Annotated in this window: 23 protein-coding genes, 1 pseudogene and 1 CRISPR repeat array; of the genes and pseudogenes, 10 read left to right on the top strand and 14 right to left on the bottom strand. The window is 37.8% G+C overall.

What is annotated here, in order from left to right; all coding sequences use genetic code 11:
* Positions 1–10 precede the first annotated feature (10 nt).
* Positions 11–595, top strand: a complete 585-nt coding sequence (locus tag C4E06_RS22115; protein WP_107670553.1) for a GUN4 domain-containing protein — start codon at positions 11–13, stop codon at positions 593–595.
* On the top strand, positions 592–1,248 hold the full coding sequence (locus C4E06_RS22110) for a hypothetical protein (RefSeq protein WP_107670552.1): 657 nt from the start codon (positions 592–594) through the stop codon (positions 1,246–1,248). Before C4E06_RS22115 ends, C4E06_RS22110 begins: the two co-directional genes overlap by 4 nt.
* Before the next feature lie 8 nt (positions 1,249–1,256).
* On the opposite strand, the gene C4E06_RS28350 is transcribed toward C4E06_RS22110, so the two are convergent.
* The 8 genes and pseudogenes from C4E06_RS28350 to C4E06_RS22075 form a co-directional block, all read right to left on the bottom strand.
* On the bottom strand, positions 1,257–1,415 hold the full coding sequence (locus tag C4E06_RS28350; RefSeq protein ID WP_198648940.1) for a hypothetical protein: 159 nt from the start codon (positions 1,413–1,415) through the stop codon (positions 1,257–1,259).
* A 110-nt stretch (positions 1,416–1,525) separates the two neighbouring features.
* Positions 1,526–2,707 carry a hypothetical protein gene (locus C4E06_RS22105; protein WP_107670551.1) on the bottom strand — a complete coding sequence of 394 codons (1,182 nt, stop codon included), beginning with the start codon at positions 2,705–2,707 and terminating at the stop codon, positions 1,526–1,528.
* A gap of 312 nt (positions 2,708–3,019) precedes the next feature.
* Positions 3,020–3,898, bottom strand: coding sequence for a TIGR02587 family membrane protein (locus C4E06_RS22100; RefSeq protein ID WP_198648939.1), 879 nt, complete (start codon positions 3,896–3,898; stop codon positions 3,020–3,022).
* Positions 3,899–5,446, bottom strand: a complete 1,548-nt coding sequence (locus C4E06_RS22095) for an FAD-dependent oxidoreductase (protein ID WP_107670550.1) — start codon at positions 5,444–5,446, stop codon at positions 3,899–3,901.
* Between the two features lie 179 nt (positions 5,447–5,625).
* Positions 5,626–6,465 carry a DUF1206 domain-containing protein gene (locus C4E06_RS22090; RefSeq protein WP_107670549.1) on the bottom strand — a complete coding sequence of 280 codons (840 nt, stop codon included), beginning with the start codon at positions 6,463–6,465 and terminating at the stop codon, positions 5,626–5,628.
* 217 nt (positions 6,466–6,682) lie between these two features.
* The gene (locus C4E06_RS22085) at positions 6,683–7,093 is read right to left on the bottom strand and encodes a TIGR02588 family protein (protein WP_107670548.1); all 411 of its coding nucleotides are present in this window, start codon (positions 7,091–7,093) and stop codon (positions 6,683–6,685) included.
* A gap of 395 nt (positions 7,094–7,488) precedes the next feature.
* Positions 7,489–9,480, bottom strand: a complete 1,992-nt coding sequence (locus tag C4E06_RS22080) for a hypothetical protein (protein ID WP_157951209.1) — start codon at positions 9,478–9,480, stop codon at positions 7,489–7,491.
* Positions 9,481–9,540: 60 nt separating this feature from the next.
* Positions 9,541–10,583, bottom strand: a pseudogene (locus C4E06_RS22075) (group II intron reverse transcriptase/maturase).
* A 160-nt stretch (positions 10,584–10,743) separates the two neighbouring features.
* On the opposite strand from C4E06_RS22075, the gene C4E06_RS22070 reads away from it, so the two are divergent.
* On the top strand, positions 10,744–11,943 hold the full coding sequence (locus tag C4E06_RS22070; protein ID WP_198648938.1) for an RNA-guided endonuclease TnpB family protein: 1,200 nt from the start codon (positions 10,744–10,746) through the stop codon (positions 11,941–11,943).
* Between the two features lie 450 nt (positions 11,944–12,393).
* Here C4E06_RS22070 and C4E06_RS22065 read toward each other — a convergent pair whose 3' ends face one another.
* A complete protein-coding gene (locus C4E06_RS22065; protein ID WP_107670546.1) occupies positions 12,394–13,485 on the bottom strand; it encodes a metallophosphoesterase in 1,092 nt (363 codons plus the stop codon).
* Between the two features lie 61 nt (positions 13,486–13,546).
* Between C4E06_RS22065 and trmB the strand changes: the two genes are divergently transcribed.
* Positions 13,547–14,182, top strand: coding sequence for a tRNA (guanosine(46)-N7)-methyltransferase TrmB (gene trmB, locus C4E06_RS22060; protein WP_107670545.1), 636 nt, complete (start codon positions 13,547–13,549; stop codon positions 14,180–14,182).
* Between the two features lie 293 nt (positions 14,183–14,475).
* Positions 14,476–15,367: direct repeats of the CRISPR family, unit length 36 nt; unit sequence GTTTCCATTCAACTAAGTTCTCTTATAAAAAGAGAG.
* Between the two features lie 334 nt (positions 15,368–15,701).
* Here trmB and C4E06_RS22055 read toward each other — a convergent pair.
* Positions 15,702–16,040 carry a hypothetical protein gene (locus C4E06_RS22055; protein WP_107670544.1) on the bottom strand — a complete coding sequence of 113 codons (339 nt, stop codon included), beginning with the start codon at positions 16,038–16,040 and terminating at the stop codon, positions 15,702–15,704.
* A 406-nt stretch (positions 16,041–16,446) separates the two neighbouring features.
* Between C4E06_RS22055 and C4E06_RS22050 the strand changes: the two genes are divergently transcribed.
* The 3 genes from C4E06_RS22050 (at position 16,447) to C4E06_RS29020 (ending at position 19,500) form a co-directional block, all read left to right on the top strand.
* Entirely contained in the window at positions 16,447–17,004 is a 558-nt protein-coding gene (locus tag C4E06_RS22050) for a DUF411 domain-containing protein (RefSeq protein ID WP_107670543.1), read from the top strand.
* 66 nt (positions 17,005–17,070) lie between these two features.
* Positions 17,071–18,561, top strand: a complete 1,491-nt coding sequence (locus C4E06_RS22045; protein ID WP_107670542.1) for a multicopper oxidase family protein — start codon at positions 17,071–17,073, stop codon at positions 18,559–18,561.
* Positions 18,562–18,726: 165 nt separating this feature from the next.
* Positions 18,727–19,500 (top strand): hypothetical protein, encoded by a 774-nt coding sequence (locus C4E06_RS29020; RefSeq protein WP_107670541.1) that lies wholly within the window; start codon positions 18,727–18,729, stop codon positions 19,498–19,500.
* 12 nt (positions 19,501–19,512) lie between these two features.
* Here C4E06_RS29020 and C4E06_RS22035 read toward each other — a convergent pair whose 3' ends face one another.
* On the bottom strand, positions 19,513–20,355 hold the full coding sequence (locus C4E06_RS22035; RefSeq protein ID WP_107670540.1) for a M48 family metallopeptidase: 843 nt from the start codon (positions 20,353–20,355) through the stop codon (positions 19,513–19,515).
* A gap of 233 nt (positions 20,356–20,588) precedes the next feature.
* Positions 20,589–20,930 (bottom strand): hypothetical protein, encoded by a 342-nt coding sequence (locus tag C4E06_RS22030; protein ID WP_107670539.1) that lies wholly within the window; start codon positions 20,928–20,930, stop codon positions 20,589–20,591.
* A 314-nt stretch (positions 20,931–21,244) separates the two neighbouring features.
* Here C4E06_RS22030 and C4E06_RS22025 point away from each other — a divergent pair, with 314 nt between their 5' ends.
* The 3 genes from C4E06_RS22025 to C4E06_RS22015 all read left to right on the top strand — a co-directional run bounded on the left by C4E06_RS22025 (position 21,245) and on the right by C4E06_RS22015 (position 24,827).
* Positions 21,245–22,702 carry a mechanosensitive ion channel family protein gene (locus C4E06_RS22025; RefSeq protein ID WP_107670538.1) on the top strand — a complete coding sequence of 486 codons (1,458 nt, stop codon included), beginning with the start codon at positions 21,245–21,247 and terminating at the stop codon, positions 22,700–22,702.
* Positions 22,703–22,785: 83 nt separating this feature from the next.
* A complete protein-coding gene (gene pdxH, locus C4E06_RS22020; RefSeq protein WP_107670537.1) occupies positions 22,786–23,424 on the top strand; it encodes a pyridoxamine 5'-phosphate oxidase in 639 nt (212 codons plus the stop codon).
* Positions 23,425–23,675: 251 nt separating this feature from the next.
* Positions 23,676–24,827 carry a glycosyltransferase family 4 protein gene (locus tag C4E06_RS22015; protein ID WP_107670536.1) on the top strand — a complete coding sequence of 384 codons (1,152 nt, stop codon included), beginning with the start codon at positions 23,676–23,678 and terminating at the stop codon, positions 24,825–24,827.
* A 272-nt stretch (positions 24,828–25,099) separates the two neighbouring features.
* Here the strand turns inward: C4E06_RS22015 and C4E06_RS22010 are convergent, their stop codons facing one another.
* Positions 25,100–25,507: a DUF2382 domain-containing protein gene (locus C4E06_RS22010; protein WP_107670535.1), complete on the bottom strand. Its 408-nt coding sequence runs from the start codon at positions 25,505–25,507 to the stop codon at positions 25,100–25,102.
* Positions 25,508–25,613: 106 nt separating this feature from the next.
* Positions 25,614–26,453, bottom strand: coding sequence for a DUF2382 domain-containing protein (locus C4E06_RS22005; RefSeq protein ID WP_107670534.1), 840 nt, complete (start codon positions 26,451–26,453; stop codon positions 25,614–25,616).
* Positions 26,454–26,536: the final 83 nt, after the last annotated feature.

Here is a 26,536-nt window from a genome sequence, read left to right as displayed (position 1 = left end):
AGAATTGATTATGACTGAATCTATCCCCCCAGAAAATCAGCCCGATCTATCTGCAATTTTAAGTGAAGTGCAGTTTTTAAAAGATAAAGTCTTATATTTAGAAGAAAAATTAAAATTAGTTTCAGATATCGATAGATATAGCCAATTACAAGAATTTTTGAAAGCTGGAAACTTCAAAGAAGCGGATCAAGAAACCAGTCGAGTGATCCTCGATGCGGTTAACCGGAGTCGGGAGGATCTCACCCCCAACGACATGAAACAACTGCCTTGTAATATTTTGCAAGTGATTGATAGACTATGGCGAGATTATAGTAGCGATCGCTTTGGGTTTAGTATCCAGTTGCGTCTTTATCTGGATGTGGGAGGGAGTATCGACACCCTACGCGCTCAAAATGTGAATATCCTACAGAAGTATGGCGATCGCGTGGGATGGCGTAAAAATGGACAATGGGAAGGCAATAACTATCCTAACTGGGATTTTAGCCTATCTGCCCCAAAAGGTGCGTTTCCTGCGATTTGGTGGAAGTCTCCCTATGGGTTTAAAATGGCAACTTTTTGCTTTATGCGTTTAATTGAATGTGAGTTAATGCAATGAAAAAGATTATTGTATCTATCATTGTTTTTAGTTGTTGCTATTATCCTATTGGACAAATATTAGCCCAAGGAAGACTAGATCGCCCAACTTTTTTTAGGGATGGACAAAGGTTAATGGATCAAGAGATCCAACGGTTGCAACAACAATCTGAATCTAATAATATCGAACATCCTTCCCAACTGCTAACCATTGATACAAGGGAACTTCGCTGGCAAAAATTTATCTTTCAAGAGGGGAATTTTTCGGTTTGGATACCCCAAGGAATACAAAGTTCTGAAGAAGTTTCTATCGAGTTAGAAAATAGTAATTTATCTTTTCAAGTTTTAGCCAGTCATCCCCAAAATTATCGCTTTGTGGCTGCTTATTCTGATAAGTTAAATCCTAATCAAATCGCCAATAAAGAGCAATTATTAGAGCAAGTTAAACAGGGAATTGTTAAAAAAACAAACTTTATTTTAATCACGGATAAAAATATTACCTTTGAAACTGATATTGGCAAACAATTAACCATGAAAAATGAAGATGAGTTAATTAGTTTTCGAGTTTATTTAATTAATGATAGAATTTATGTTTTAGCAGTAGCTAACCCCAGTCAAACCGATGCTATATCCGAAATAATTATGAGTTTCTTTGATTCTTTTCGTATCTTGTAAATCCTTAGTTATTGAAACTTATTGTTATTCTTTCGCATTCCTTTCGTTAAATAAGCTAAGACAAAAACCGTTAATCCCATCATGGCAAAATTAAAATATTGAGTGGTAAAAGTTGCGGTTAAAATTAACAATAAACCTAATAACCAAGTGGGGAATTTTGTAAACATTTAGCTTCACCTCTGATCCATACCTTATATATGGTAACAGAATATATTACTGTAAGGTGGGCAATGCCCACCCTACAAGGTTTCGTAATGAAAATCCCCCGAAGCAATCTTTAACCATTGATTCCATAATTAACAACAGGATAACGAAAAATCGCTGCTGCTGAAGAGTTATTAGGTAAAGTATTTTTATCCATTAAGTACACTTCTCCCCCTTGTTTAACCGTATGAAAAGCGGCTAATTCTAACAAGTCATTACTCTGAAGACTTCTTTCAGAATGAATATCTAATTCATAATTATTAGGATCAAAATCTCCCCATTTTTCTTCATTTTCTGCCAACATTAACGTATCAATTTGACCATTATAAGCAGCCGTTAGAATCTTTGATAAGCGATCGCTGGCTTCCCCGGTTCCTTGTTTATTTTGATACTCTTCGATACTTTCTTGTTGTTTTTGGTCTAACGCTTTGTGTAAAATTGGTAATGCTTGTTCGTGTAATTGTTGAGGTAACAAAGTCTCTGGATTACCGATAATTGCATCTTTAATGAGATTAGGATAAGAACTGATATCTTGAAACATAGAAATCAGATAATCTACCCCTGCTAACATTAAAGGAGTATGTTTATCCACTGGTAATAAAGACATTAAACCATTATCAATCGCTTGAAAATAACGTTCAATATCCTTCTTATTATCCGTTGTTCCTACCCCATGACCATGATAAAGTGGCTGAGAATTTCCGCCGCGAGAACTACTATGAAACTGTAGTTGTTTTTCAGGATCATCATAACGCAGTGCTTCGGCCAAACTGCGAGGTATATCGTCTAATTCCATTGCTTTAATATCATGGCGATTACCTTTAAATAATCGCACTTCGTTTTGACTTAAGGCTAATAAATAAAAAGGTTGATTCAGATTCATAAACCGCATTAATGGCTTAATGTAAAAATGATCAGAAACGATTACCATTTCTTCAAAAGAGGTAGGTAGACGATAGGTTTGCCAAAAATTAGAACTACAAAATACCCCTAGGCCTAAATCTTGGTGTTCCCAAAAATAACTTTCTCGATCATCGAGTAATTCGTAAGCTGGTTTGAGAAAAGCGTCAATATCTGCCTCTTTTAAACCGCGATGGCTGAGATTTTCTTGAACTTGCTGAATTAAATTTTTGAAACGAATAAAGTTTTGTTGTGTTTCGGCTCCTTTTTTATACGTAGGTAAATAAATTGATAGACAAAGATCACTTTTGTGATCTAATAAAGGTTGTAAATCCAGATTAAATAATGATTCCATAATTAGGCTCTAAAAAATTCTACAGATGATAATTTATTTTTGCTCTTTGCTCTCTTTCAGTCTTCAATATTAATTGATATATTCAAAGACTTATCTATTCCATTTTTTATTAAAACTAACTTTCACAACCTTATCCATCTTTCTTTAGAAAGAAATTTTTTACTATTGCCTATTGCTATCCCCCACACCCCCCACACCCCCCACACCCCCCACACCCCCCTTTATAAGGGGGGCAGGGGGGGTAGGGGGCAGGGGGGGTAGGGGGCAGGGGGGTAGGGGGCGTGGGAAATTATCGAAGGTACAAGATATGAATTAAATAGCAATACGGCCGGCTGCGCCACCAATAGCAGCAGGAAGCCCTAAAATAATGGTATATTGTAACCATAAAAACCAGGGCATATTAAAATTTAATTGCTGAAAAAACAAAAGCATTAACCCTGACATAAATAAAGCAATTAAATAAGAAATAACCGTTTCCGCTTCCGGGGTTTGAAACAAACCTCGTTGTTTTCTGCGCTTAGCTTGATCAGTAAAACCGGCTGCAAAAACGATCATATAAGAAATTAACAAAGAAGACATGATAATAACAATGAGCCAAGGAGGAGAAGCTGATACAGCCAAAACGCGAACTTCATCAGTGGGGGCAATACTAAAGGCAACGATCATCGCACCCAGAAAACTAGCACTAATATCGGCTAAAGTTTCATTAACCTGAACTTGTTGCTGATTATCTCGTTTTTTTCGAGATTTATCCTCTTGGGAAACAGGTTTTTTCGGCTCTCCATCCAATAAAACCCGAGACAAGGCTGTACCAATAGCAAAAGGAACCATTTCAAAGATGATCTTACCTAACACCTCTTCTAAAGGAGTGATCGGGGTTATCTTTTGTAATAGTAAAAGGGTGACACTTGCACAACAACAGCCGATGGCTAAAGCTTCACTGCTTTCTAAAAGCGCATCAGTCCATCCTTTTCGTTTTTTGCGACGAAAGCCCTCAATCGAATTTAAACTGAAAATCACTAAATAAGTGATCAACAAAATCAAGAGCATCAAGGATGAATCAGTTTGAGAGCCAATGCGCCATACTTCCATCGTGTAAACCAGGGGAATACCGAATAAAAATCCCCCTGATGCTCCACGAATTATCTCATCGAGTTCTTTTTTCCAAGTATTGTTGATAATAGCTATCACCTACACAGAAACAACTTTACCTTCTTGGTCTTCTGACACCTGAAGATTAGATAAATCTTTCGTCGCAGGACCATGAAGCACTTGGCCTTCACAATCAAAACGCGCCCCATGACAAGGACAGTCCCAACTCTTTTCCGCTTCGTTCCAATTAACCACACAACCTAAGTGAGAACAGACGGCAGAAACAGCATGAAGCTTATTTTTCTCATCTCGATAGACGGCTACTTGATCCCCTTCTAAGTCTACCACTTTACCCTCTCCTGGATTCAGTTCAGAGACAGAGTCTTGTCGACCTTTAAAGCGATCGCCAATCCAATGAATGGCCACGTCTGCATTCTCTTTAATAGAAGTCTTAGAAACAAAGGGAGTGGCACGGGTTGAGTCATATAAATTGAGCCAAGGATTTTCTTGCTCTAAAATCATATCGCAGAGCAACATTCCTGATAACGTCCCTTTGGTCATGCCCCATAAACTTAAGCCCGTGGCCACATAAATATGACTATGTAGAGGGGTTAATTTACCGATATAAGGCAGTTTATCAAAAGAAACCATATCTTGAGAGGACCAGCGATAATCGATTGAATTTACTTCAAACCGAGCGCGAGCATACTCTTCAAGGGGTAAAAATCGTTTATCGGTTTCGGTGACTTCTCCGGTTTTGTGGCCTTCACCCCCTACTAATAGGAGTAAACGACCGTTATAAGGGGTGGTACGAATAGAACGATAATTTTGTCCAGTTCCGATAAACATTCCTTGAGGCGCCTTTTCTGGGTCAATGGGCGCACCGATTAAATAGGAGCGTTTCGGGTAAGCTTTAGCAAAAAAGAGTCCTTGATCGAGAATGGGAATATTAGTGGCCACGATCACGTCTTTGGCTGTAATTTGCCCTCGGCGGGTTATGACTCGACAAGCGGTTTTTTCTTCTTTAACATCTTCAACTCTGGTATCTTCAAAGAGATAACTCCCGTTTCCTGGAATGCTGTTTGCTAAATGGAGTAAATATTTACGAACGTGAAATTGAGCTTGGTTTTCAAATTGAATGGCACCGGAAATGGGAAAAGGAAGCGATGTTTTTTTGACAAAAGAAGCCGGTAAACCTAAAGATTGGGCTGCTTCTACTTCTGCTTCTACTTTGTCGAGTTGTTTAACCGACTCAGCAAAGGTGTAAGCGTTTTGGCGACTAAAATCACAATCAATTTGCTCAGTTTCGACTAAGTTAGCAATATATTCGATCGCTGCTTGATTAGACTCACCATACAGGTTTGCCTTTTCTTGTCCTAATTGAGAGATTAAATCTTGATAAATCAGTTGATGCAAGGCGGTAATTTTAGCCGTTGTATGACCACTTACCCCCGTAGCCACTTTTTTAGACTCAATAACAGCGACGGTTTTACCCGCTTTTTTCAGCCGATGGGCTGCGGTTAAGCCGACGATTCCAGCCCCAACAATAGCAACATCGACTGAAGTATTTTCAACAAATTCTGAATAATCTGTTTGTGGCGTTGAATCGATCCAGTAAGAAATCGGTTTTGTAGATGGAGATGACATAAGTAGTAATTGTAGAGCTAAATTTTATGAGTGATTAACCCTATTTGAGCAAATAAATGCCTCTCATTTCATCTTCTTACGGAGTGAATCAAAATTGTCTGCGCAGACAATCTTTTTGAGTTTTTCTCTGACTTAAGAAATACAGAGTATCTGCCCTTAGGAATAGGGTTCAATCATTATTATTTATACCGATGATTCGCTAACTCTCGCGGTAAACTATCAGGTACATTACTAACCGGAATTTGTCGATATCTCGATTGGACAAATAGATAAATACTGTAAGCAATTAATCCCAAAGCAACGATCCCTAAGAGAATTTTTCCATAGGGTTGTTGGGCTAAGGTTTGAAGGACCCCATCAAGTCCCTTAGCTTCACTGGGATCGTATTGTCTAAAGGCTTGCAAAAAGAAAAATCCGATAATCACAAAAATGACTCCTCGCGCTGCAATGCCAAATCGACTGATACGAATTACCCATTTTTCTGTCTTGACATCTAGCTCTCTTAAATTGAGTTTACGACGAAATTTAACCTTGTAGGCATAATACAAACGATATAAACCAACCCCGATCGTTATTGCTCCCACCAGTGCCACTAACCATCGACCAAAAGGTTGAGCCATCAGTTTTGCTGTCCAGTCTGAGGTAGAATTACCACTTCCTTGGGAGCTAGATGCAGCCTGAGTGACGATCATCACAGCTTGAACCCCTAACGCGCCGTAAATTATCCCACTGAATAAATAACCAATCCGTTTGGCGATGTTTTTAGAATCGGTTCTACGATGTTCAGGATCAAAAATCGCTTCAATTAAACGCCATAAACTATAACAAAATAGGCCAATGGCCACTAAAATCAATAAAAACTGACCAAACGGTTGAGACGCGATACTTTGCAAGGCCCCGGAACTACCGGTTGTTTTTCCCCCTGCACTAATGGCCACTTGTATGGCTAAAATACCAATGGTCGCGTACACAACTCCTTTGGCAGCATAACCTGCTCTTGCTAGTTTTTCTACCCACATTTGAGTTTCCTCTTATTTGTCAATAAAGTTTCTATAGTTTTCTGATGTATGTTGTTAAATATCTAGACAATTGACAGAATTTAATTTTCTTTTTCTTCCTCAGCTATTGTGCATTTAAAACCCTTATTTTCTAAGTTTATAAAAACTCTTCAAAGGCTTTCTCTGGCGTTACCCTAGCGGTTGAATTGGTAATTTAGAAACTTAATAGCTTATGATGCTAAGGAAGTTTATAACCGGTTACCCGAATGTCTAATTCTCCTGCTTGGGGATCATGGGTAAAAATAAATACCCCTGAAATGCTTTCATCTCTTGACAAAAAATTAATTTCTTGTTCCCCTTTCTGTTCAATGGTTTTGCCAATGGTTAGCTTGCCAATAATACGAACTGATTTGACAGCTTGTTCTCCTTTATTGGTGACTGTAAAAGGAACGTAATATTGTTGCTCAACTTGACGGATTTTTTGCCCAAAACTAGCCGATAAAATCGGGGGTTGATTGGACTGTGTAAACCAACTATAGAAAATTAAACTAATTAATACTGCTAATAGGGCGATCGCAATAGTAAAACTCAGTTTTTCAGGAAACGAACGGCGAGAAAAAGAAGAATCTGAATATGCTTTATTACTCATATTCAATTTTTATCTGATCTAAAATAACAAGTCATAAAAATAGATTCTCTAGTTGGTAGGATAAGGTCAATAATACCAAGAAAAATTGATTGATAATTGACTATTTTCCCTTCCCTGTTCCAGCGTTCCCTATTACCGCACTTAGACAAGATTTTCTTATCTTGAACTCAGGTTAATCTCTTATTATGAAACTTGACTAACGTTGACACATCCTATTTTCTTTACTTTAAATCTATTTATCATCTGTCTAGAGAGGGAAAAATTTTTGATGAACTCATATCTGACACCTTCCCCCCACACCCCCCTAACCCCCCACACCCCCCTTTATAAGGGGGGCAGGGGGGTTAGGGGCAGGGGGGGTTAGGGGCAGGGGGTAGGGAACTCCGCAACAGGGTTTATGTTGTTAAAGAAAGAGTATACTCACCTATCTGTCCGTTATGGCGAGAGGTCACGAGAATTAGGTAATCAATATTATCCTCTACATCGAATGTGTGGGTTAGGTTTGTCCGATAAAGCGTCCTATCAAAATCAAGAAATTCTCCGGTTTGAGCATTGACAATATGGACTTCAGGAGCAAACTCGGCATCAATTTTAATGGTTAGTTCATCTTGTCCTTGTAAACTATCGGCAGAGAAGTAATAACCGTCTGAGTAAAATCGGTGATAGCTCCAATATTCCTTATAGTCGAGTCTAGCATCGCTGGTTACCAGAGAACTGGTAATGGTTTCATTGAGTCCAATGACATTACTATCAAATAACAAACCAGTATCAGTGGTTAAGCTATAGGTTTCTCCAGCTTCTCCTAAGACTCTGACTCCGTAATTAATTCCTTCTTCGACAGTAAATTGTAGATTAGCTTCTGTTGTTGTCTGTAACACATCGCCTGTGTCTTGATCATAGAGTTGAACTAAATTATTAGAAGAACTGCTATTGAAGTTCAGTTTGACATCTTCTCCCACCTGTACATCTGAGAGTAGATAGTTATCCATGAGACGAGTTTTGAGAATAGGATGGGCATCATCATCATTAATATCAAATCCACCGGATACTGATGTCTTGGTATCAATGGTTAAACTATAGTCTCCCATCTGTCGTGACATATAAGAACTGACCACCACAGCGTAATTAACATCTTCTCTAGCGGTGTAAGTAATCTGAGAAGTGTAGATACCGCTTTCTCTATCGTAGGAACTAATGTTAGACCAGATATAGCCTCCAGTGTCTGCATTGATCAAAAATACGATGTTACTATAGTCCGAGGAATTAAAGTCAATGTTAATTGTCTGTTCAGGGGAGACATTTGTGATTTCGTATCGGTCTGTATATCGGCCACGCCACAAGTCAATCATTTCATCACTGTCACTTAAAGTTCCTTTAATGGTTTGATCACTAATTCCTAGGGTCAGTTCTCCTAAAGTGGTTCCTAGGGTATAGTTGCCTGTGATGCTTTCGCTGTCTCCAGTAGAGGTGACTCTTACTAAATATTCGATCTCATTGCTACTGGTAAACTGCAGTCGACTATAAGACGTTCCCTCGGTTTCTGTTACCTCATAGTGATCGATTAATTCTCCAGTTTCACGGTTAACTAATTGCAGGGAACTACCAAATCCTACATTTTCTAATTCAAGAATAACGGTTTGTTGATCCTCAAGTCCTCTTAAAATATATTCATCTCGATAACGACCTTGAAACGTTTGATCACTGCTGTCTAAAATCCCTGTCTCTGTATCACTAAAAATCAATTTTTCGGTCAGTTCCCCTGAAGTTGTCCCTAAACTATAGGTTCCGGTGGTTGCCTCTTCAATAGAGGTGACTCGAACGACATATTCTATATCGGTGTCAGGGGTAAACATCAATTGATTATTAATCGATCCATCCTTTTGTTCGACATCAGACTGCTTAATGGTTTCCCCTGTTTCACCATTAATTAATTGCAAGGAACTACCAAAGTCAAACGCTTTTAAATCTAGGATAATGGTTTCATTATTACTAAAACCAGTTAACCGATATTCATCCCTATAACCTCCTTGATAAATGAGATCGTTATCGTCTAACGTTCCTTTTTCGCGATCGCTAAAAATTAATGATTGTTTTGTGTTGTTATTAGTAATGGGATCATCAAAACTACTTGCCCCTGTGGTTATATAACTATCGATATTTGCACTTGAGTCACCCCCCTCAGATGCACTCTCTTGAATTAACCCCTGTAAGGTTTCAGTGACGGTAACAACATCCGAATTAATATCAATTCCCATCAGATCGGACTGATGAGAAGAATTATCAAGATTCACCTTGATGTCGCAAGGAGGCTCGCTCTGTACTGAAAGTTCCTGTCGGCGCAATTGCACAGAGTCGAGAGGAATATTAGGGGTCGAAGGGATAGTCACCTATCCCGACTCCCATTCCAAACCGTACATGACAATTTCTCGTCATACGGCTTTCGGCAATTAGTCCATTGTCATTGGTACCGTTAATACACCATCTTTCCATTCATAGCCATTATCTGACCAATCATAAGAGCCATCATTTCTGCTTTTAACATCATGACAGTGACGGTGTAGAGCTTGATAGTTTTTATATTCATCCTTACCGCCTTTCGATTTCGGGATGATGTGGTCAATTTCTATCAAGTCATCAGGTGTAAAGTGTTGTCTACATAACGTGCATCTACCTTTTTGTTTTTTTAGGAGTTTTGCAACTCTGTTGGGTGTTTCTGGGTAGTTGCCACGTCTACTGCTCCAGTATGTCCAATTTCCGTCATAAGGTGATGCTTCGGGTTTGACCAATTGATGTCTCATTATTTCCGTGTCTTGGTATCCTCAAATACGCCATTGTCTATGACACCACATTTTAGCCACCTTTTAATTAGATGTTTCATGACGGTGGGACAATCTACTTTGGACAGTAGGTAATCATGTTTAATCTTATCGAAACATTTTGATATATCGGCATCCAAAACATATCTTGCAGTTTTGTTTACTGCTGTGTAGATTCTACCGATGGCATCATGGGCGTTTCTGCCTGGTCTAAAGCCGTAAGATGTTCCCTCGAATTGGGCTTCCCAGTACGGTTCTAAGGCTGATTTAACCAAAGCTTGCATTGCTCTGTCCTTGATGGTCGGGATTCCTAAAGGTCGCTTTTCTTCACGTCCTGGTTTGGGAATCCATATCCGTCTAAGTGCTTTTGCTCTGTAACCTTTAACGTTTAGTTCGTAGGCAAGTTTCACTCTTTGGTTAGGGCGTAACGCCTTTATACCATCGATACCTGCTGTCTTCCGTCCTTGATTGTCTTGGGTTACTTTGCGAACCGCTAAGAGCTTAGCATAATGTGACTTTAACAGTAACTTCTGAAGCTTTTTAGCTTTGACTTTATCGCCTGATTTAACAGCTTGAAATATTCTGCTTTGAAGCTTAAACACTTTCCTCTGGATTTTTGCCCAGTTGATTGTGTTCCATTCTAGCGTAGTCTTGGTTATACTCGCCTTCGACATTTAACTACCTCTAATAGAGACTATTTCTTACTAATAGACCAGCAATACGTCAGCATATCCACATCCATTACAGATGGGCATTGGCTTCTTATTGCTTCTCACCCCCATGACCCTTGCGCTTTCTATGTTAGTATGTCATTTTAGTGAGTTTTTAAGGTCGATGAAACAAGTCTTAACGCTAGTTGTTAAACTTCAACCTACATTAAAGCAACGTCAATTATTAGACGATACTGCTCTGGCGTTTGCTGATGCTTGTAACTATATTAATAAGACAGTTAAACCTAATTTGACCAATAGAAACTCTATCCAAGCTGTTTGTTATCAAGACGTTAAAGAACGTTTTGGATTGACAGCTAATCATGTTGTTAGAGCTTGTGCAAGGGTAGCAGCTAATCGCTTAACAGCTAAACAGAAAGGTAGAAAAGTCAAAAACTTTAAACCGACTAGTTTTGATTGTGATGCTCGTACTTTTCGGTTTATTGAGACTGGGTATTTGGCTAGTATTAGTACAACTGGGAAACGAGCTAAAATTCCTATGAGAGTAAGTAATTATCACAGAGGAAAACTATCAGGACAAAACCCAACATCAGCACAAGTTTGTCAACATAAAGATGGGGATTGGTATGTGCATATTCAACTCAAATCTGACGCTCCACCCCCCATAGTCCCCCCTAATAGGGGGGATGCCGAAGGCAGGGGGGTTATAGGGGTAGATTTTGGGAGACGTGACATAGCAGTTACCTCTACTAATAAATCGTGGTCAGGAAAGGAGATTCAAGAAAAACGGGATAAATTAACCAAAGTCAGAGCTTCTTTGCAGAAAAAAGCAACCCAAGGCACAAGGTCAACACGGCGTAGATGTCGTCAAATCTTGAAACGGCTATCAGGGAAAGAAAGAAGATATCAGGCATGGTTAAACCACAATATATCTAAAACTATTATTAACGAAGCTAAACAAACTCAATCCTTTGTGTCTATTGAAGATTTAACGGGAATTCGAGAAAGAACTAATCAAAAACCTAGAAATAAAACTGAACGAAGACGATCGAATTCATGGGCTTTCTATCAGTTGAGAACATTTCTAGAATATAAAGGAATTAAAGAAGGGATTGAGGTAATAGCAATTAACCCAAGATATACATCGCAAACTTGTCATTGTTGTCTGCATATTGGACTAAGAAATAATAAGTCTTTTAAATGCAGTAATAAAGCTTGTGGATGGATTGGAGATGCTGATCTTAATGGGTCGTTGATGATAGCTTTAGTGGGGCGAAGTGTAAGGTCGCCTGGAGGTTCGAGTTTATTGGCTTGTCCAGTAAATTCAGGGCTACAGAAAGCCCACGCTATAGCGACAGCTTAGCGTTGGGAACCTTACCAGAGACTCAACCCCTCCTGAATCATCGATGGTGGAATTCTCAAAAATATCTAGATTGGATTTTGTTGTTTCGTCAATCATCATTAATTCTCTCCTGTATTTTCCCCCTTATTAGCACTAAGGGTTAAGTTAATTTACTTTAAAAACAAAACAGCATTTAAGTTCTTATCTATTTAAGTTTTAACAATTTTCTCAAAAAAAGCATCCGTATTCTCTAGGATTTCCAGACTTTTTCTTTACTAAAACTTTATTTTTAAAATGCTTTTTAGACTTTTAAACTTCAATGCTTTTGATAAAAATACGTAAATACAACAGCTATATTTGTCAAATAATTATAAAGTAAAGAAATCTATTGATCAGTGATAATATGTAAAAAAAAGAAAGGGTTACACCTTTCTGTTAATCATTTGTTAACCTAAATAAATAGACTCTATTTTATAAATTAAGAATGGCTTGGTTATCCATTAAAGCGGGTGTCCCATCGGCTTTAACGGCACTAAATTGTTGAAAATAGCGACGAACTTCTGGAGGAAAATCAGGGAAATCAAAAATTCCATCTCCGGCTGCAATATCTGACCAAAAATCTCGTAAAGATGGGGCAAACTTTTCTGCTTCTTCTATGGATATTTTTAAAGGAGATGCGGTTAATAATTTCACCATAAAACCAAATGAGCGATCGCCTAACCATTGCCGAGAAATGGCCTCTAAATTTTCCCATCCTGGCACACTTTTAACCCGATGAGAGGTAATATTAAGGCTCAATGAACCCTTAGGAGGTCGTTTCACCTCAATGATACGATAAGGATGAGGATAACTCACTAAAGACCCTGTGGTAATTTCATAAATGCCTCGATCATAAGCAAGATCCTGAACATGAAGATGACCAGTAAAAATTAATTGACAGTTGGCAGACCTTAACATTTTTAGTAAGAGAGAAGCATTACCTAACATATACCGTTTTCCTAGGGGGTGGTCACTTTGGTCGGGTAAATGCTCAATTACGTTATGATGAATCATCACTAACAGGAGTTGATCTTTAACCTGGGGTAATAACTTCTCTAACCAAGTTAATTGTTCCTCATCTAAATAGCCTAACTGTCTTTCTTCTTCATCAAAATGATTAGAATTTAAACCAATAATTCTCACCCCTGGTAAAATTTCTTTCGTATAATAGAGTTGTTGATTTTCATAACCAAAGTGATTATAATAACTCGGAAACTGATGTAAACCGATCTTATTTTCTGTTGGTTGAAGACTGGGAACATCATGATTACCCGGAACCACAAAAACGGGAAACGGTAGAGCGTTCAAGCGTTTGACTAACCAGTCATGATTATCTATTTCGCCATCTTGGGTTAAGTCCCCTGGTAACAAGAGAAAATCTAAGTTAAGCTGTTCTAAGTGATTTAACACCTTTTCTAGGGCAAGAATACTGACTTCGACTAAATGGAAGCGGTGAGAATGGTTTGGGACAGTGTGGGGAACCGCAACATGGGGATCACTGATAATAGCAAAGCGAAAGTTCATCACAATAAAACCTTTACGTAAAGCATATCTTTACATTGAGCATAGGTAGGAGAGATTAATTTTGGCAAGAGTCCGCGTCCGTCAACACGTTAACCCTTTAAGTGCAAAATACCGTAACCCCCTAGTTATACCGGAGTGGGACACCATTTATCCTTGTGTTGATCGCCCGCTTCATTTAGACATCGGTTGTGCCAGGGGAAAATTTTTGTTTCATATGGCTCCATTATATCCTGAGACGAATTTTCTGGGGGTAGAAATTAGAGAACCTTTAGTCATCGAAGCCAATGAACAACGCGATCGCTTACAATTGTCTAACCTACATTTTTTGTTTGGCAATATTAATGTTTCTATTGAGTCTTTATTATCGTCTTTTCCTCCTCATACATTAAACTGTGTTAGTATTCAGTTTCCTGATCCTTGGTTTAAACGCAGTCATCAAAAAAGACGGGTGGTACAACCCGGTTTAGTCAAAGCGATCGCACATTATTTAGTTGATAATGGATCTGTTTTTTTACAATCAGATATTAAGGAAGTGGCCCAAGAAATGGGAGAAACTTTCTTAGCTAATACTTGTTTTCAAAAGCAGCATCAAGAAACATGGTTAGCTGAAAATCCTTTTCCGATTGCGACGCAAAGAGAAATCGCAACCTTTAATAAAAATGAGCCGGTTTACCGAATGTTATTGAAAAAAATATAGCAGTTTACATACTTGTGAGGTGCAAAGTTTTCTAGTTTTAGGAGTCACCGAGTCAGGAGTCACCGAGTCAGGAGTCAGGAATTTAATTTTAGGTGTATCTTATGAGTTTAGGAAACACTATAAACCCATCACAATATAAATAATGCGATGGGTTTTATAGAAGTAATAAAGTTAATTAGTCATTGCGAGGGGTGATACAATACTAAATCCGATTGCCATAAACCTCTTTTGTAAAAGCAGGGGAGCAGGGAGCGCAGGAGCAGGGAGAAAGGAGAAAAAACGTTTGAGTTGGCGTTTCCATTCAACTAAGTTCTCTTATAAAAAGAGAGTTGAGTTCTATTCCAACCATAAACACGATGCTTCTGATATTAGTTTCCATTCAACTAAGTTCTCTTATAAAAAGAGAGCAAAAACTCTAACTTTAAAACCATTTCAAAACAACTACTTTTTTCTGGAAAGGTTTCCATTCAACTAAGTTCTCTTATAAAAAGAGAGTTGTTCCTCACCCTAAAGAAAGGGTTTATCTAGCGATGGAGTTTCCATTCAACTAAGTTCTCTTATAAAAAGAGAGTTAAAAGAAATGTAAGCTCTTGTAAGTCGAGGCTTTCGTTTCCATTCAACTAAGTTCTCTTATAAAAAGAGAGACGAGTTTGCTACAACAGCTACGTTAGAAGATGCAGTTTCCATTCAACTAAGTTCTCTTATAAAAAGAGAGATTCCTAGAACCTTTATTGAAGAGTCCATCACTTCCGAGTTTCCATTCAACTAAGTTCTCTTATAAAAAGAGAGCTGAATGAGTCTCAATTAAGCTTTGAGACGAAACGGCTTAACGCGTTTCCATTCAACTAAGTTCTCTTATAAAAAGAGAGCAGATATTCAAATAACTGCAACAGTGGCCGCTAATACCCCTACTGGGAACGTTTCCATTCAACTAAGTTCTCTTATAAAAAGAGAGACCGATTATAAACTCAAGAACCCCACAAAAATCAGGGTTCTATGTTTCCATTCAACTAAGTTCTCTTATAAAAAGAGAGTCACGAACTTTTTACCAGCTTTAGATTAGATTCATCGGAGTATGTTTCCATTCAACTAAGTTCTCTTATAAAAAGAGAGAATAGAAAAAGAATTATCAAACCAGGATAAAGGAATGTTTCCATTCAACTAAGTTCTCTTATAAAAAGAGAGGGTTCGCTTCACAACCCCTATCCTGACTAGAGTCTAGAGGCGGTTTGCGAGGGATAGCTTTATTGTAGTCTTAGAACGAGAAAAAGTCCTCCGTAAAATCGCTGAAATCCGCATCAGACAAGGGTGCGAGGGTTAGAACGAGATCATTAGGGTTACGGCGGTTTTGCTTATCCCTCGCGAGATGATGATACAAAATTAGCTCAGTTCTCAAAAATTCGTAGGGGCATAATATATTATGCCCCTACAGTCTCCTTTAATGTTATTTGTGGTGATTGCTTCGGGAACTTGTCAGTGAGAATCAAAGGTTAATGTTAAGTTTCCCCCTCGCAATAACTTATAAATCAACTAAAGGAAAACGACGGGTAGGACGGTCATAGTCTCCGAAGTTATAATCTGTATCTTGATAAGCATCATTGAGTTGTCTGACTCTCGTTTCATACAAATCTAAGTCAAAATTGCTAGACTCTAAAGAGGGAGACGGTTCACGTTCAGGAAACTCACCACCGAGTCCCCAGTTCCAGTTGTCTATATTTCTCGGTTCAACCCCTGTTAAATCTTCACTAGAAGTGGTTGCTAAACTGTCAAAATCAGAAGAACGCAGCACCTGAGAAACCGCTTTAGGGGCCATAGAAATCAGGCTAAAGGTAATCAAAATAGAGGGGATAACTTTCATGGTATTCCGTGAGAATATGATTGTTGTCTCCCCATGCCACACTTTTGTATTTTAAGTAATAAAAATCCGAGGAAAAATCTTTCCTATTTACTATTATAATTGTTCTACCAAGCTATCAGAAAAGCAAAAAATGTTATTTGATAATAATATAAGTTTCTTTACAAGTTGTTGGATTTTGAAACTATCGCAATAGAAAAAAAGATTATGACATGACTGTAAGGTGGGTATTGCCCACCTTACATGGACCATAAACATGAATGTTGTGGTAGGGGTCAACGGCCGTTGACCCCTACAAAAATGTGTAGTTAAAAAACTTCGTCATCATTAAAGATAAAGCTTTAACGACGAACTTTTTTACTGACAAGCTAAAATAAAAAAGATAGACATCTCAAGGAGAGATTTAAGAATGTTCAATATTTCTTCTAAATGGTTGTTACCAGTCATTGCAGGAGTCGCTGTTATAGGAGTTGCTGGTACAATGTACTTAAACCCTTCAACCAATAATAATCAAGGGATTAATCAACCTTCTAATGAAACTATTTTAGCCAGTAATTGGGACATGGTGAACGAATCTTATAACGGAAATATGTCCATGACGGTTTATCGAAGTCCTTCTTGTGGTTGTTGTGGAATTTGGGTGGACCATGCTAAAAAACACGGCTTTGAAATTACTGATATTAAAACCGATGATATGGCTAGTATTAAACAAAAACATAACATTAGTTCGGATTTAGAATCTTGTCATACTGCGATTATTGATGGTTATGTTATGGAGGGTCATATTCCTGCTGATGATATTAAACGATTTCTTAAAGAAAAACCCGATATGATTGGCTTATCGGTTCCAGGAATGCCGATAGGAACCCCAGGAATGGAAGCAGGAAATACAAAACAACCCTTTGCTGTTTTTGCTATTAATAAAGATGGCAGCGCACAAGTCTATAAAGAATACGAGACTTATTAAAAATTGAAGTTAATAGAGACGTTATTATCAGCGTCTCTATGATATGTAGAAACTTAGGAGTTAATCATGAAATCTATCAATCGTCGTAAATTTTTAATTTTAGGAACCTCAACGACGATATTAGCACTAGGAACCCATCAACTGGTCAAGAACTTACGGTCTAACAATAACAATTTTTCTAATAAAAGTTATGCTTTAAATTCTGAAAATATCATTTCTAGTCAAAATGGACTACTAGAAGCCACCTTAGAAGCCAGTTATCAAGAAGTCCCTTTAGGAAATCGAACCGCTAAGTTATTAACCTATAATGGACAGGTTCCAGGGCCGAGGTTAGAAGCAAAACCAGGGGATAAAGTTCGCCTTCATTTTATTAATAATCTCTCTCAATCAACTAATTTACATTATCATGGGTTACATCTTCCCCCAACCGGTAAAGCAGATAATGTATTTTTAGAAGTTAAACCGAAAGAAAAATTCACCTATGAGTTTGATATATCCCCTAAACAAACTGGTGGCATTAACTGGTATCATCCCCATCTACATGGGTTAGTGGCAGACCAATTATCGGGAGGGTTAGCCGGCTTATTTATTATTCGTGATCAGTTAGATGAAATTCCTGAAATTAAAGCAGCTAAAGAAGAATTTTTAGTGTTACAGGATTTTTCCTTATATGATAATGGCAATTTATTACCTGCAAATCGAATGCCCTTAATGATGGGCAGAGAAGGTAATGTAATTACAGTTAATGGTAAAGAAAATCCTTCTTTTTCTCTGCCAGAAAATGGCTTATTAAGATTAAGAATTGTCAATGCTTCAACCTCACGTTTTTATAATTTGTCTTTGGAAAATCATCCTTTTTACTTAATTGCTAATGATGGAACAACGCTAGAAAAACCCATAGAACTATCAGAAATTTTATTAACCCCAGGAGAACGCATAGAAGTATTAATTAAAGGGGATAAAAATCCAGGTAACTATCAATTAGTTAGTTTACCTTATAATCGGGGTTCTATGGGAATGATGGGAGGTGGAATGATGGGAAGAGGAATGATGGGAAACCGAAGAAACAATATTGATAATAATACTCCGATTCCTTTAGCAACCATTACCTATGAAAATGGGGTAACTCCTTTAAATTTACCCAGGGAATTAATGCCTATTTCTCCTTTGCCTCAACCCCAAACCACCCGACAATTTTCCTTAAATCATGGAATGTCTCCAGGGGTAGGAATGGCTTTTTTAATTAATGGAGAAGCCTATCAACATAATACAGTACAAACTCAAGTTAAATTGAATACTGTAGAAGAGTGGGAAGTGATTAATACGGGAGTCATGGACCATCCTTTCCATGTTCATACCAATAAGTTTCAAGTTATTAGTGTGAATGGAGTTCCTAACCCTTATCCAACCTGGAAAGATACTATTTTAGTGCGTCGAGGGGAAAGGGTTCGTATTCGTATTCCTTTTGAAGATTTTACCGGAAAAACAGTTTATCATTGTCATATTTTAGATCACGAAGATTTAGGAATGATGGGAAGTTTATTGATTAATACTTGATCCTGTTTTTAGTTTATAGTCCTGTGTTTTAAGACAAATTAGTTAAATTTTTGAATTTATTAATTTTCTTGTTTTGGGTTCAGGGGTTATGATCCATGGTTGAAAGGTGGTTAAAGTCCTGCGGTCTAGTTTATAGTATCTGAGAGTGTGAATCTATCAATTTTCATGGTACTTTCTCGAAACGATCGCAAACAACCCGTACAAGTGGCCAAATATGTCCCTAAACTCTCAGAAGTCCAACAACTAGAAATAGAGCAGAAAAAAAATGTTATGCTCTTGGTTGAGAATTTAATGCAGAGAGAAGAAGCCAGCTTTAAGATGATTATTGATTGTCTTTATGATGTGGGTTCTCTTAATTTAATTAATAAAAAAATTTCTCTGCGGTTTCTCAAGTCTTTGCTCAGATTCATTGTTAAACTAGCTAGAAGGCTGTTTCGATCAGTTGCTTTTTATTGGGTCATTAATAACACTCCTGAATTAATTACGAATTGGTTAATGAATAAAATTATGATTTCTCGTGAAACTAAAAGAAAACCATTGAAAACAGCCAAAAAGTCTGGTCAAATCTCAAAAGTTAAAAAAGCACAAGTAAAGCAGACAAAAAAGATCCAAACAAAAGCAGCAACAGTGGCCACCTATGTCCCGAAACTGTCAGAAGCGCAAAAGCTAGAAGTAGAACAGAGAAAAAATGTTATGCTCTTGGTTGAGAATTTAATGGAGCGAGAGGAAGCAACTTTAAAGATGATTATAGATTGTCTTTATGATGTGGGTTCGGTTAATTTAATCAATCAAAAAGTTGCAGCCCGCCCTCTCAACCGAGTGATGAGATTAATTGCTAGATTATCTAAATCCAGTTTTCGATCAATTGCTTTTTGGTGGGTGAAAAGAAATACCCCAGAATTAATTGCAGACTGGTTACTCAATAAGGTTAGATTTTAACTAATAGAAACGCTATAATAAAGCCCTAAATTCCCGTTGATAGGCTTGATTATCCAAACCATCTCCCTGATAGGCCCTTTCGGGGTTAACGGCCTGGGTTAAAGCTTCAACCCGTTGGGAACTACCCGGATGGGTACTGAGAAAGGCAGGAGGCGCGCCACCTTGTCGGGTTAATTTCTTCATGAAGGTGATCATAGCAATGGGGGCATAACCCGCTTGCCGTAAGTTTTGTAAGCCCACTTGATCGGCTTCTAGTTCCGCCTCTCGACTATTGGGAAGATTAACCGCTAATTGTACCCCTAGATTAACAATATCATTTTCATTTAATCCAGCGGCCGACATTAACCCTCGAGAAATAGCTACGTTTCGCATTTGTTTAATGGAATGACGTTCGGTAATATGGGCAATTTCGTGACCGATAACACTGGCTAACTCTGCCTCATTTTCCGCAGCCGCAATTAAACCGGTATTGACATAAACAAAACCCCCCATCGTCGCAAAAGCATTGATAGAATCATCTTGAATCACTTGGAAGGTAAACGGTAAATTTGGACGACTACTATTTTGTGCTAACCGTTGGCCAATGCGATCAACTCTTTCAATTAAAGCCCGATTTCGAGATAACCGAAATTGTCCACTACTGATTAATTCTCGGTTAATTTGTTGTCCATATTTAACTTCTTGGGAATCCGATAAAGTCGATAATTGTATGACTTGTACCCCTTGAAATATCCAATTTAACCACGATTGACCATAACTCGGTTGTGGGGAAGCAACAATAATACTACCACTCATTACAGTGGCCAATAAACCATAAATTAAAGAACGACGAAAGGGGCGTTTTAACTTCATCATAACCAACCAATTCAACAAGAGAAACTCTAATAGACGTTATTTTTTATTTGAGAATATGTTTTTATTATACTCATAATTTTTATTTTCTAAACCCCTCATTTGTTACAGATAATAAATTGTCTATTTGTTTCCCTTTATTTCTACTTATTTCTCTTTATTTCTACTTATTTATCTAACTAACTGAAGATGACGGACTAGATGATATTGTATTTTTTTTCCGCCATCTTTATGCTCTAAACGTCAAATAAAGATTCAAATTCTTGGCGCAACGCCTCTATCTTTCCTACTCTAGCAACAATTACGGTGTCTGAATCGATAGGATGACAATGATTTTGCCAATAACGGATTTTATCTTCATTTTTGAGCCAAAAATTAACAATACTTCCGACGACATCATCCCAGTTCCAATCTGGTTTTTTCGGAATAGTCTCTACTGACTCAATAAAGCCATCAAGACTGCACTCATGGCTGCCTAAATAGGCTTTACTACGATTTTTATTTTGTTCTAGTAGTTGTTGATAATTAAAGAAAGTTAAAACGGAAGTCGTGCCGATAATGTCAAAATAATAGTCCATAAGCTGTTTTTTGGTGTTTGTTTCGTTAAATTTTTAAAGTTTTTTCCACTACTAGATCCTCTAATAGTAGATAAATAACATTAGCACTTAGCCCTTAAGAGTGCTAAAAAAGAAAGGATTAATTTATGGATTATAATAACCAATCTATAGGGAGAAAACTGTTAACAATAAACCTTTTATTATTTTTTGTAATATTTCTTAATAAAGTGCTGGAAAAGGAAAAATAATAAGATCCTAATTTTTCTGAGTTAAATTGCTGTGATTATTCATAATGGAATTATTCAGTATTTTCTACAACAATCAATAAAGTTATAATGCCAATCACATTAGTCGAACAAAACTGGTTTCGTTGGGCGATTATATTAATTTTGGGGTTTCCCTTAATCATGATTTTGTTAAATGAAATTATTGTGCGACTGCGTCAAGAAGAAAAGCCCTTAGTCGCCACTATCGTTATTTTCCGAAATTTGGTTTTTCCCTTGGTCGCTTTATTGTTATTTTTAACCAGAGTTTTAGAAATTCCTGAAGAAACGACCACCATTCGTTTGGTTAAAACTTTAGTGTGGATCGGCATGATTCACGCCATACTGTCTGCTTTTAAAGTGGTTATTTTTGATGAAGCGGTGGCAGGCAGTTGGCAAGAAAGAGTTCCCGATTTATTACTCGATTTAATTCGTTTTTTCTTAGTGGCTTGTATTACGGCGGTTATCCTTTCTACTGTTTGGAAAATCGACTTAGGCGCCCTTTTAACGGCGTTTGGTGTGGGTTCATTGGTGATTGGTTTAGCCTTACAAGATACCTTAAAAAATCTCTTTTCAGGAATTTTATTATTATTTGAACGACCGTTTGCTTTGGGAGATTGGTTACAAGTCGGTGATACCATTGGGAAAGTGATTAAAGTGAATTGGCGATCGGTTTATTTGCAAACCCGCGATCGCGATAGTGTGGTCATTCCTAATTCTATTTTAGCCCAAGGAAATTTTACCAATTATAATCGTCCCACCCCTTTACACGTTGAACGATTTTCATTTGGTTTTTCCTACGATGATCCCCCCAATAAAGTGATTCAGGTACTCACAGAAACCGCCTTATCAACCCCAGGTATTTTAAAGGAACCTTCTCCGTGGGTAAGGGTAGAAAATTATGCCGATTTTTCTATTACTTATCAAATTGGTTTGTTTGTGGATAATTATGAAACCATGTTGAAAATTCGTAATGATTTTGTCATTCGTATTTGGTACGCAGCCAAACGATATCATTTAACCATTCCCTATCCCATTCAGACAGAATATCATATGGATCTGGCCCAAATGCCTAAACCTAACCCCACCCAACAAGTCACCGACATGATGCGATCGCTTCCTAATTTTGGACATTTGGCTGCCGAACGGTTTATCGAAGAAAAAGACGCGAGTAATATTCGCTATTATGCCCAAGGAGAATGGGTATTTCAAGAAGGAGAAAGAATTTTAGGCTTGTATTTAATTTTAAATGGTCATGCCCTCATTTTAGTGAGGGATAATAACGGACAAAATCAAGAAATTGCCCGTTTAGGACAGGGGGAATTTTTCGGGGAAAAAATCTTACTGACAGGAGAATGTAGTGATGTGTCTGTGATGGCGTTAGATGACTTAGAAGTGGGGGTATTATCCCCCGAAGTTGTGGCGACTTTATTAGAACAAATACCGAGACTCTCTCAGGAGTTTAGTGAGTTACTAGAAACCCGAAGAAAAGAAGTAATGAAAGCTAAACATCACCCCCAAGAATTTTAAAGATTGATGACCTTATTTTTTGCTCAAAAAATTACGTTAAACTATAATAGTTAAAAACTTGTAGTGAAAGATTTAAACTGAGAATGGATCTAACGGCTTTAAGAGAAGAATATACTCGCAACGGTTTAACGAGAGACGATCTAAAATCTGATCCTTTTAAACAGTTTGAAACCTGGTTTCAACAAGCTACAGAAGGGGAACTACCAGAACCCAATGCCATGAGTTTAGCCACGGCTTCAGCCAAAGGAGAACCGTCTATTAGAACCGTTCTTTTAAAATATTTTGATGAAGAAGGATTTGTATTTTTTACGAACTACGAAAGTAGAAAAGCCCAACAAATTGAAGAAAATCCTAACGTTGCTTTATTGTTTTTATGGCTTCCTTTAGAACGTCAAGTCAAAATTCAAGGAACCGCTTCTAAAATCTCGACAGGAGAATCTTTAAACTATTTTACCAGTCGTCCGAGAGGGAGTCAATTAGGGGCTTGGTGTTCGGCACAAAGTTCGGTGATTTCATCAAGAAAACTTTTAGAAATGAAGTTTGAAGAATTAAAATATAAGTTTCAACATGGAGAAATTCCCTTACCTTCTTTTTGGGGAGGATATCGAGTCAAACCCAAACGGTTTGAATTTTGGCAAGGAAGACCTAACCGTTTACACGATCGCTTTTCTTATACGTTAACAGAAGAGCAAAATTGGGAAATTCATCGTTTAGCCCCTTAATATCAATTAATGACAAGTAATGATCAATCTTTAGGAAATAGTAATTTTCCTTAGTTTCGTCACTGTTTGGGCCTACAAAAGAGACAAAATAGTATAATAAAAAACCTCTCGAACTGATAATTATTGTCCCAGACTATCTAAGCTACCCAAACTTTCCCCTTGTAGTTATGGGTAGCTTATGCTTATAATCCATACAATTACAACGAATTATTCTTGATCAGTTCGTAATAACTATCTGTCTTTATATTTGAATGCACATCGCTTGGCTTGGGAAAAAATCCCCCTTCTGTGGAAATGTAACATACGGTCGAGAAGTCACTAACGCCCTTCTAGACCGAGGTTATCAGGTTAGTTTTCTTCATTTTTCGCAAGAAGAGACAAACTCGGCCCATTGGCGAGATTGTCGGGAAGTTGCCTTACCCTTCCTTTATAAATCGCAAATTTACACCATCCCAACTCCGAAATCCAGTAAGATTTTGATGGATGCTTTAGCAAAACTGAAACCAGACTTGGTTCATGCGTCCCTCACCTTATCCCCCCTAGACTTTCGACTGCCGGAAATCTGTCAGGCGTTAAATATTCCCCTCATCGCCACGTTTCATCCCCCCTTTGACAGTAAATTACGCAATTTGAAGTCAAGCACCCAATTTTTAACCTATCAGCTATATGCGCCGTTTTTAGCCCATTACGACAAAGTCATTATTTTCTCTCGACTCCAACAAGAATTATTGATGAAATTAGGAGTTCATCAAGATAAATTAGCCATTATTCCCAATGGAGTGGACCCCATTAAGTATTCTCCTGGACCCTCGTCTATTAAGTCGCAAATCAAAGCGAAACGGTTGTTTGTCTATGTGGGACGGATTGCCACAGAAAAGAACGTAGAAGCCTTGTTAAAGGCTTGGAAACAGGTCGGGATGGGGGATGAGAGTAAATTGTTAATCGTCGGTGATGGACCTCTTAAGCCCTCCTTAGAACCCTTTTATAATGTAGAACATGAGATTTATTGGTTGGGGTTCGTGGCCGATGAACAACAACGGATTAATATTTTACGGGCTGCTGATGTGTTTATTTTGCCCTCTTTAGTCGAAGGATTATCCTTATCTTTATTAGAAGCCATGGCCTGTGGTGTCGCTTGTATTGCCACCGATGCTGGCGCTGATGGTGAAGTCTTAGAAGAGGGGGCCGGTGTTGTCTTAAATACTCAGGGTGTTACCACCCAGTTAAAAACCCTATTACCCTTGTTTCGAGATCATAGCGAAATTACCCTATTATTAGGACAAAAAGCAAGACAAAGAGTCTTAGATAAATATTCTTTGACTAATAATATTTCTCAAGTCGAAAAAGTCTATGAAGAAATTTTAGAAAGACCTAATTTTTCGATGATGAGTCACTTATCTTAATCTTACATCTTGCACCTTCACTAAACACCCCTCACCCCCCACACCCCCCACACCCCCCACACCCCCCACACCCCCCTTTACAAGGGGGGCAGGGGGGGTAGGCAAGAGGCAAGAGCGGTGAGACCCCGCGCCTTCGCATCTGCGCAAGGGAACGCTCACCAAGACAGGCAAAAGTATTTTATTTTAATGCTAACTGTTTTAGGATTGACTGTCTTCTTTTTAGCTATTAAGTTATCTTGTAAGGCGTGCAAGATGTCAGGATAAGATATCAGTTAATAGGAATTTTTATGAGCATTGATAGTTAGTTTAATTTCTATTTCCCTAACTTGCTCCGATAATTCTGGAGCCATGTCTTGGAGATAATCTTTAGCTTCTTGAAGAGAATTAAATTTAGCTTTAATGGTTGATAACCTGTTTGAATTAACTATTGGCTTGCTAACTTGACTTTTTTTAAGATCAACTTCTGCTATTTTTTCCACTTCAGAGTTATCAGCATTAACTTGTTCAACAATTAACTTTTCTTGTTGTAGAGGAACCATCGCTACTTTTGTTTCAGTTTCTTTGCGAACAATGACCTCTCCAACTTTCTCTTGTTCTCGTTCTACTTTCAAACGTTCTTGTAATAATTTAATCTCGTCTTGATTATGATTTGAGTTCTGATTAGATAATGGAGATTCCATGATTTTTCCCTACAGATAGAACCTAAAAAATAAGGAGAAAGCATTATCTCCCTTGATCATCAAGAATATTGTGTTCAAATGCTTTCTCTCCTAACGGAATTTAATTTTACCGCTTATGCTCAACTGTCGGTCTTCCTTCGACATCAAGATCCAGTTTTTCTCGACGTAATTTTTCTTGAGCCGTAACCACATCTCGATCCACTTCTTTTCTAACAGAAACTTCTTCACTGACAAAAGCTTCTTTCTCAATATTAGCTGTTTCTTCGTGGATTTCTAAACGAGCCACCTCTTCTTGATTAAAGTCAGCTTCGTTAGTCGGCACCGCTTTTTCTGCATGGGCAGGAGTACGACGTTCAACCACAACCCGTTCATTTTCTACAGGGACAGAAGCCTCTGCTCGTTGTGTTTCAATGGTTTTACCGACGGCTACTTCTCCGACTTTTTCACGATTTTTGTCAGCAATTAACCGTTCTTCGTAAAGTTTGAGAATGCCGTGATCTTCTTCTCGAAGACCATATAAATCATGATCATGCTCGTCATGTTTATAACTATATTCATCATGTTGATTGGCTGCATAACGTCTTTCAGGAACACGATAAATATTTCTTACTCTCTCTTCATAGTTATAGTCTACCGTTGTATCTTCATCATATCTCGGTAGTTCCTTAACCCGTTCTTCGGTTAAGTTAGAGGCATAAACACGGCCTTTAGTGTAATCAATTCGACACAAACCCATGGGTAATAAGACTTTTTTACCAAAAATCCAAAAGCCTGTATCGATGACAAAATAACGTAAGCGTCCTGATTCATCCACTAAAATATCCTGCACTGAACCAACTCGGTTTCCGTCAGAAGTCGTGTATAAATCAAAACTGTTTAACCGATGTCCATGTAAAATACTATCTTCATAGTTAGGATTGTAATCTTGTATTTTCATGAGAGCCATATAATAGTTTCCTTCCAATTAATATTCATCTACTTATTATCTTATTAACTAAAATATCTTCTTCCCTCTACCTTACGACCTAG

This window comes from Cyanothece sp. BG0011 (genome assembly GCF_003013815.1).
Classification (GTDB): Bacteria; Cyanobacteriota; Cyanobacteriia; order Cyanobacteriales; family Microcystaceae; genus Crocosphaera.
The sequence above is the reverse complement of the archived record's forward strand: the minus strand, read 5'-3'. Positions and strand labels throughout refer to the sequence as shown.